The sequence below is a fragment of the Rhizobium sp. BR 317 genome, from assembly GCF_047445835.1.
Lineage (GTDB): Bacteria > Pseudomonadota > Alphaproteobacteria > Rhizobiales > Rhizobiaceae > Rhizobium > Rhizobium paranaense.
On sequence record NZ_JARWLB010000092.1, the window covers coordinates 1 to 1988 of the forward strand.

Annotated in this window: 1 protein-coding gene and 1 pseudogene; one reads left to right on the forward strand and one right to left on the reverse strand. The window is 55.9% G+C overall.

The window, feature by feature from the left end; translation table 11 throughout:
* Nucleotides 1–61 precede the first annotated feature (61 nt).
* Nucleotides 62–1150 (reverse strand): substrate-binding domain-containing protein, encoded by a 1089-nt coding sequence (locus QD357_RS31920; protein WP_414126016.1) that lies wholly within the window; start codon nt 1148–1150, stop codon nt 62–64.
* A gap of 662 nt (nt 1151–1812) precedes the next feature.
* Between QD357_RS31920 and QD357_RS31925 the strand changes: the two are divergent.
* Nucleotides 1813–1988: pseudogene (locus QD357_RS31925) on the forward strand (NAD(P)-dependent alcohol dehydrogenase); the annotation flags it as partial.

Genomic DNA, 1988 nt, shown 5'->3' on the forward strand with positions numbered 1-1988 from the left:
CTCATGAACACTTCCATCTGCGAGGGTGAAGAGGGCGCGCTTTGTCCGCGCCCTCCATGCGTCAGGCCTTGAAGTACTCGAGGAGCTTCTCATTCGGCATTTCTGTCGGGGCCCAGTAAGCGTCCGTGAGATCGGAGCGGTAAAACTGTGCAAGATTTTCGTCGACGATCGGCTTGGGCCGGTTGGTCCAGTTGCGCTGGATCKGCTTGCCTTCGAGAAGCGCGAAGGACGCCCGCAGGGCTGCCGTCGAAAGAGCCGGAKGGCAAATGGGCCCAATCGAAGAGAGCTTTTCATCATTCCAACGACGCATCMATCCGTTCAGGGCTTCTCCCGTGATCGGTGGAATGGTGGAAKCCCCGGCTTCCTGCAGCGCGTCCAGGACCCCKAGCGACATATTTGCGCCGTMAGTCCAGACCCCGGCGACATCGGGATCAGAGAGATAGAGGCTTTCGGCGATCTTCTTYGAGTCCTCGTAGGACCAGCTGCCGTGCTGGGTTGAGGTGATTTGGAGACCGGACTTGCTGAAGACTTCCATCGCCMCGGCGTAACGATCAGCATCGATCGGATGCCCGGCGACGCCGCGCAGCACCMACACTTTTCCMTTGTTGCMTAGTTTGTCGACCAGGAACTGAGCCATCACCCGACCGAAATAGAAGTCGTCGCCCTGGACCTGCACCGTGAARTCCTCGGTGTCGACGCGACCGAGATAGACGACCGTCGGAATGCCGGCGGCCTTTGCCTTCCTGATGCCTTCCACGGCCGAGCCTGTTGTAAGCGGCGCAATGATGATTGCATCGACTTTTTGTGCGATCAGATCTTCGATGTCKGCGACCTGTTTTGAGGCGTTGAGGTCGGCGCTTCGGAATTGATAGTCGGCGACACGGGCCTTGTTCCTGCTAATCTCGTATTCGGCTTCGAACGCGGTCTGATAGGTGTGCGTTGAACCGGCCAGGCCATAGTGGCTGTGACCGATCTTCCAGGGACCTGCCTTGGCGAACTTACCAGCTTCGACGACGGGGTTTTCCCCTTCGGACGGCCAAGTGTCGGGCAGCAGKGCGATCGTATCGTCTGCCCGCAGGATGCCCGGTATTCCGAACGCGCCCGCTGCAATCAAGGCACTGCCCGTCTGCAGGAATGTACGTCTTTTCATCAGAAGTCTCCTCCTCTTGCCACCCAACGCGGCCATTTTGTCTGCGACCTGGAGCGCCGTTATCTTCCAGCCATCGCCGAATTCTCCCCAAACGGCAGATCGCATMATTATGAATAAGCAGACAATCTGTCAATAAACTATCTTGAATTTCGGCTTTTCGACGTGTMGTCTGTGTTATCACGCTGATTTAGTTATTCTTTTATTGCGGCTCGGTTCGATATAGCAATAAGACAAAGCAACCGTCCGTCACCTCACCCCAAGAGCGCGCAAGAGGAAACAGAGGAGACCGCGCCTCGCCAGCGAGGTTCATGAAAAGGAAGTTTGGCGCCATGATCGCTACCATTGCCCGGAAAACGAGGCTGCGAGGCAGGAAATATGGGCACCACCGTCAGCCGGAGCGTTCGATGAACGTCACGTCAGACTCAGTCAATCTGTCAGGTGAATTCCAGTTTTCAGACAGCCCCCAATTCGGACCAAGATCTAGTCGGCCGCATTGCCCTGAGGAAGCAATTGATATTACATTGCTTTGTTTCTTTATGTGTCGTGTAGCGCGCTGGCATGGCCCCAGCGAGCATTTCGTTCACTAAAGATAATTGACTGATTGTCTGCTAACTCCTACAAGTGTCACCCACCGGCCGAGCGCGCACTGAAGGARTCATTTTATGAAAGAAGCATACGCTGCAATTTCGCGCGAAAAGGCAAAGCCTCTTGTTCTGGAGTGCATCGGGATCGATCAACCTCGCCCCGACGAAATCCTCGTCCGGATCGTGGCGAGCGGTGTCTGCCACACAGACATGGTTGTTCGCGACCAAGGATATGACGTACCGCAGCCCGTGGT